Here is a 6,097-nt window from a genome sequence, read left to right as displayed (position 1 = left end):
GATGGTGCCAACGTTTACGTGCGGTTTGCTACGTTCGAATTTTTCCTTAGCCATGAGCTAATTCCTTTACATTAAAGATCGATTAAAGAACAATGCCGTCTGAAAAATCATTTCAGCCTTTCAGACGGCCTATTTGCCTGATTAGCCTTTACGGGCTTCAGTTACAGCAGCAGCTATGTGGGCAGGAGCTTCAGAATATTTCTTGAACTCCATAGAGTAAGTAGCGCGGCCTTGGGTTGCAGAACGCAGGTCGGTCGAGTAACCGAACATTTCTGCCAGAGGTACTTCGGCACGGACTTTTTTACCGCCAATACCGTCATCATCCATACCCAATACAACACCGCGACGGCGGTTCAAGTCGCCCATTACGTCGCCCATGTATTCTTCCGGGGTTTCCACTTCAACTGCCATGATTGGCTCAAGCAGGGCAGGAGATGCTTGACGCATACCTTCTTTAAACGCTTGAGAAGCAGCCAATTCAAATGCCAATTGGGAAGAGTCGACATCATGGTAAGAACCGAATACCAGACGGATACGTACGTCAACTACAGGATAGCCGGCAACGATACCGTTAGGCAACGTATCGCGGATACCTTTATCGACAGACGGAATAAATTCGCGAGGAATCACACCACCTTTAATTTCATCGATAAACTCGTAACCTTCACCACCCGGTTCCATAGGTTCCATTTCAATCACAACGTGACCGTATTGACCTTTACCACCGGATTGTTTTGCATGTTTGTATTCAGCTTTAACGGCTTTGCGGATAGTTTCACGGTAAGCCACTTGAGGCGCACCGATATTTGCTTCCACACCGAATTCGCGCTTCATACGGTCAACAATAATTTCCAAGTGCAGCTCACCCATACCGGAAATAATGGTTTGACCGGACTCTTCGTCTGTGCGGACACGGAAAGAAGGGTCTTCTTTAGCCAGACGGTTCAGGGCGATACCCATTTTCTCTTGGTCGGCTTTGGTTTTCGGCTCAACGGCAATATGGATTACCGGTTCGGGGAATTCCATGCGTTCCAAGATAATCGGCGCGCTTTCCGCACACAAGGTTTCACCGGTAGTAACGTCTTTCAGACCGATAGCGGCTGCGATGTCACCGGCGCGCACTTCTTCGATTTCAGTACGGTCTGCGGCAGTCATTTGCACCAAACGACCGATACGTTCGCGAGTGCCTTTTACAGAGTTCAGTACGGTATCGCCGGATTTTACTACGCCTGAGTAAACGCGGATAAAGGTCAACTGACCGACGTATTTGTCGTTCAACATTTTGAATGCCAATGCAGAGAATTTCTCTTCATCGCTGGCTTGACGGCTGTCGGCTTCTTCAGTGTTAGGATTAACACCTTGAACCGGAGGAATATCGGTAGGAGCTGGCAGCAATTCTACAACTGCGTCCAACATACGTTGAACACCTTTGTTTTTAAATGCAGAACCACACAGCATAGGCTGAATTTCGCCTGCCAAAGTACGTTGACGCAACGCGCCTACGATTTCTTCCTCGGTTAGCTCATCGCCACCCAAGTATTTGTCCATCAATTCTTCGCTGGCTTCTGCTGCGGCTTCAATCATGTTTTGACGCCATTCCTCGGCAGTTTCAACCAATTCGGCGGGAATGTCGCCATAAGTAAAGGTCGTACCTTTATCGGCCTCATTCCAAATGATGGATTTCATTTTCAGCAGATCAACAACACCGGTGAAACTGTCTTCTGCACCAACTGGGATTACGATAGGTACAGGGTTTGCGCGCAAACGGGTTTTCATTTGCTCGACAACGCGGAAGAAGTTGGCACCTTGACGGTCCATTTTGTTTACAAATGCCAAGCGTGGTACTTGGTATTTGTTGGCTTGCCGCCATACGGTTTCAGATTGAGGTTGAACACCACCCACCGCGCAGTAAACCATTACCGCGCCGTCCAATACACGCATAGAACGCTCTACCTCTACGGTAAAGTCAACGTGTCCTGGGGTATCGATGATGTTGAAGCGGTGTTCAGGGAATTGTTTCGCCATACCGGACCAGTAGGAAGTTACGGCAGCAGAGGTAATGGTAATACCACGCTCTTGCTCTTGTTCCATGTAGTCGGTAGTAGCCGCGCCATCATGTACCTCGCCCAATTTGTGAGTCAAACCGGTATAGAACAAAATACGTTCTGTAGTAGTGGTTTTACCCGCATCAATATGGGCGGAAATACCGATGTTACGGTACAGGCTGATCGGGGTCTTACGAGCCATTTTATTAGCCTTTCAAGATTAGAAACGGAAGTGAGAGAATGCTTTGTTGGCTTCAGCCATGCGGTGTACTTCTTCACGTTTTTTCAACGCACCGCCACGGCCTTCAGCCGCATCAATCAATTCGCCTGCCAAACGCAGGTCCATAGATTTCTCACCACGTTTGCGGGCCGCATCACGAACCCAACGCATTGCCAAAGCCAAACGGCGTGAAGGACGAACTTCAACAGGAACTTGGTAGTTTGCACCACCTACACGGCGGCTTTTCACTTCCACGATAGGTTTGGCGTTTGCAATGGCTTCGTTAAATACTTCGATTGCTGCTTTGCCGGTTTTTTTCTCAATTTGCTCCAGCGCACCGTAAACGATACGCTCTGCAACAGATTTTTTACCGTCAATCATCAATACGTTCATGAATTTAGTCAGCTCAACGCTGCCGAATTTAGGATCTGGCAATACGTCGCGCTTAGGGACTTCTCTACGTCTTGGCATTTTAATTTCCTTTAATCTATTCAGTTGGGTCAATTCCCATGAATACCCAATTGAGTATTCACTTACTCGGCCGTTGTTCAGCTTAGGCGGCCGACGTGCCTATTTGAGTCCCGGTAATTATTTAGGACGCTTAGCACCGTATTTGGAACGGGCTTGTTTACGGTCTTTAACACCTGCAGTATCCAAAGAACCGCGTACAGTGTGGTAACGCACACCCGGCAAGTCTTTTACACGACCGCCGCGAATCAATACGACGCTGTGCTCTTGCAGGTTGTGGCCTTCACCGCCGATGTATGAAATGACTTCAAAACCGTTGGTCAGGCGAACTTTACATACTTTACGCAATGCAGAGTTAGGTTTTTTAGGGGTAGTTGTGTATACACGGGTGCACACGCCGCGTTTTTGCGGGCAGGCTTCCAGCGCAGGCACTTTGTTCACGTACACGGGCTTTTGACGGCCTTTGCGTACCAATTGGTTGATAGTTGGCATATTTTCTCGTCCTGTTGAGTTAAATACTTGCCGACACCATGTCGGCAAGAGTGGAATTATATTTTTATTGCAAGCATACAGTCAAGCATAACGACAAGAAGAAAGATGATTTTCTTGTTTGCCGATAAATATTTACCGACATCCCTCACAATCAGTCGGACGACTGAAGAAAATACCGTCAATACGTTTTTTCTATACTGACAAACCATTCCTTGCCGCTGCGCGAATAAAAGGCGGGCATATTGCTGTTGATCTTGTTGTAACGGAAATTTATTTGGGGTGTAAATCCTTTCCACGACAGTTTTTTATGCCATAAAGCCGCACTCATCCGATATTCATCATCACGCCGGGTAAAATTGTAAATTAATGTTGCAGGGGCTTTAAATATCCGTTTCGTGTAACCTATACCCAACTTCAGTCCAAGACCGCCGTCTAATATTTTCACCGTACCCAAACTTACACCATAACGCCGTGAAGCCTGCTCTTTCTCCACAGTATTATCAAACATACCGCTAATGCCTCCGTACAACTGCCAAGCCGGCATAGCATAATAGCCGAACGTACTGCTGACTGAAATCGTTTTACTGTTGTAACGTTTTGCCAAATATTCGTTATGGTATTGTTTGCGGCCGTACTGGAAAGATTGGTTGCTGCGCCATTTTTCATTCAGACGGTGGCTGTAATCCAACGCAATACCCGTATTTGCCGTATAACGGTTATTGCCCAGCCGGTTTTGTTCGACAAAGGGCCGGAATCCCCACTCTAGACGGCTATTCCGATAACGGTAGCCTGCTTCGGCATGAAACGCCTGTTCGCTAAAATCCCGGGCATTCCAATAATGCACACCGGAACCGCTGATGCCTAAGCGGGCAAAGTGATTGCCTGCAATGTTAAACATCCGGTCAACACCCAGTTCGTACCTTATCCCGTTGGCGCGTTTGGGCAGGCTGTCTTCCGATTTTGTCCATTTCCGGCCGTTGAGGACGATGTCCCGTGAAGGGGAAGCATTGTTTACATTATCTGTTTGTTCGTAATTCATATTGAACGAAGGATGCCACGCCTGCACCGCTTCCGCCTGACGGATATATTCCCGTGCAAGCTGCCGCATATCTGGCGGCAACGCCTCCTCGACCCGGTGCAACTGAACCAATGCCTCACGATATTGTTTGTCTTCAAACAGCATCACGCCCAAATCAAAACGGGGATAAACAAGATCGGGCCTTTCCGACAACAACTCACGGTATAGATCGGCCGCCTCGCCCTGCCGCATCTCGCTACGGTATAACGCGCCGAGGGCATAACGGTACAGCACCGCATCATATTGCGGTTGTTCGGCATATTGGGCCAACAGGCGTTTCAGTGCCGCCCAGTCGCGCGCCAACAATGCCCGGTTAATCTGCATTCCCATTCGGTCGCCTCGAACATCGCCGCCTGCCGCGCTTTTAGGAGCTTCAGACGGCATTGCATCGCGAACCGGCGGCACATCCTCGGCAAACGGCAGGAGGGCGAGGCTTTCCCCTTCAGACGGCATCGCAGCCCGACTACCGACGTTAATCAGTTCGACAGGCACGCCGATATCCTCGGCAAACACCGCCGAAGCGATTAGGTATCCCATAAAAAAGATATTTTTAGATTTCATCAATTTCATAACAAATTCAAATAAAATGCCCAGCAACGCCATTTCTCTTTTCGTATTGCCCGGCCATTTATGTTCAGTAAGAATCAACTGTTTTGAAAAAAAATTATTGCTGTTTTGAGGTATTGCATTGCCGCTTGGCAGTATTCGATTTGGTGGACTGTTTTTTGAAGAAAATGCCGTCTGAAACTTCAGACGGCATCTTGCCCGGACAAACGGCACTAAATAGAAATAGTGCTTTCTCTATTTCTTCTCGCCGCCGAAACCGATAACAGCTTGATATTTATGCTCTTGGCTTACAGCACCTGCTACTTCATTAGCCGCTTCGCCAAAAATACCCAAATGATACTTTTTAATCTCATTATCCTTCTCTGACGTAGCCACTCCTTCGTTCACGCCAAAATAAGAAACCTGGTCTTTCAACCCCAAGCTGGTGTTGCCCCTTACATAAGCGATTTTCTCAATAGCAGCTTCTTTTAATTCAATTTTGCCATATTGTTCCATTCCTTCAATTGAACCAGAGCCTTTTCTATGATCAAAATCAATTGTGTATCTAAATACGCCATTATGGTTATCTAACGATTCTTTGGATAAAACCCTATTACCGCCAAATGCCCGACCTTCATATTGAAAGCTCCCAGCCTTGGGTAATTTGTCTTCATCTGTTGCCACGCCTCTAATGTCGTCCAGAGCAAAGTCAAATGGAATCTCTTCAGGATTTTGTCCATTCTCTCTTATAGGATTACCGTCTTTTAGAGCGTAGCCAAAATAGCCTCTAACCACAGAATACGGCTGCTCATAAACCCAAGTTTTTAATAGCGCATAATTCTGTTCTTTATCCGCACCGTAAAGCTCAATCTTTTGCTCACTCAAACCTTTGGGGAGAACATCTAGCTCGCCCCCCTTACTACCTTCGTATTTTTTACCATTAACATATACATCCATCTTCTGAAGTTGCTTCTTACTAAACAGCTCTTCGTCGTCTAGAAATAGCATTGCTTTGACGGATTCACCCTTACCGAGCTTACCTGCATATTGTTTTCGCACTCCTGTATATTCATCACCTTTAACCTCTAATACTTTGGCTTGCAATTCTTTTGGTACATCTTTTAATGATGATTTCTCCAGATATTCAATAACTTTTTCATCTTTCGTATCAACATTTGCATTGTCTTTCAGTTGTTCTGAAACGCTTGGCTGACCGGAGTTGCTACCCGTGCCTGCGTTGTCTTTCGG

5 protein-coding genes and 2 pseudogenes are annotated in these 6,097 nt (G+C 46.9%); all 7 read right to left on the bottom strand.

What is annotated here, in order from left to right; all coding sequences use genetic code 11:
- Positions 1–141 precede the first annotated feature (141 nt).
- Entirely contained in the window at positions 142–2,247 is a 2,106-nt protein-coding gene (gene fusA, locus KEM39_RS08945) for an elongation factor G (RefSeq protein ID WP_118792931.1), read from the bottom strand.
- A gap of 18 nt (positions 2,248–2,265) precedes the next feature.
- Complete coding sequence (gene rpsG / locus KEM39_RS08940; protein ID WP_002242159.1) at positions 2,266–2,736, bottom strand: 30S ribosomal protein S7; 471 nt, start codon at positions 2,734–2,736, stop codon at positions 2,266–2,268.
- Positions 2,737–2,853: 117 nt separating this feature from the next.
- Positions 2,854–3,225: a 30S ribosomal protein S12 gene (gene rpsL / locus KEM39_RS08935; RefSeq protein ID WP_002218431.1), complete on the bottom strand. Its 372-nt coding sequence runs from the start codon at positions 3,223–3,225 to the stop codon at positions 2,854–2,856.
- Positions 3,226–3,403: 178 nt separating this feature from the next.
- A complete protein-coding gene (locus tag KEM39_RS08930) occupies positions 3,404–4,627 on the bottom strand; it encodes a surface lipoprotein assembly modifier (protein WP_418030136.1) in 1,224 nt (407 codons plus the stop codon).
- A 6-nt stretch (positions 4,628–4,633) separates the two neighbouring features.
- Positions 4,634–4,864 (bottom strand): annotated as a pseudogene (locus KEM39_RS12065) (hypothetical protein); the annotation flags it as partial.
- A 240-nt stretch (positions 4,865–5,104) separates the two neighbouring features.
- A complete protein-coding gene (locus KEM39_RS12060; RefSeq protein WP_418030134.1) occupies positions 5,105–5,533 on the bottom strand; it encodes a factor H binding protein domain-containing protein in 429 nt (142 codons plus the stop codon).
- 225 nt (positions 5,534–5,758) lie between these two features.
- Positions 5,759–6,097 (bottom strand): annotated as a pseudogene (locus KEM39_RS12055) (hypothetical protein); the annotation flags it as partial.

This window comes from Neisseria sp. Marseille-Q1983 (assembly GCF_018224585.1).
In the GTDB taxonomy this organism is placed as follows: Bacteria; Pseudomonadota; Gammaproteobacteria; order Burkholderiales; family Neisseriaceae; genus Neisseria; species Neisseria polysaccharea.
The sequence above is the reverse complement of the archived record's forward strand: the minus strand, read 5'-3'. Positions and strand labels throughout refer to the sequence as shown.

Coding starts and splice junctions, on each gene's coding strand:
- KEM39_RS08930 (WP_418030136.1), bottom strand. CDS start 4,627: ATGCAGATTAACCGGGCATTGTTGGCGCGCGACTGGGCGGCACTGAAA.
- rpsL (WP_002218431.1), bottom strand. CDS start 3,225: ATGCCAACTATCAACCAATTGGTACGCAAAGGCCGTCAAAAGCCCGTG.
- fusA (WP_118792931.1), bottom strand. CDS start 2,247: ATGGCTCGTAAGACCCCGATCAGCCTGTACCGTAACATCGGTATTTCC.
- rpsG (WP_002242159.1), bottom strand. CDS start 2,736: ATGCCAAGACGTAGAGAAGTCCCTAAGCGCGACGTATTGCCAGATCCT.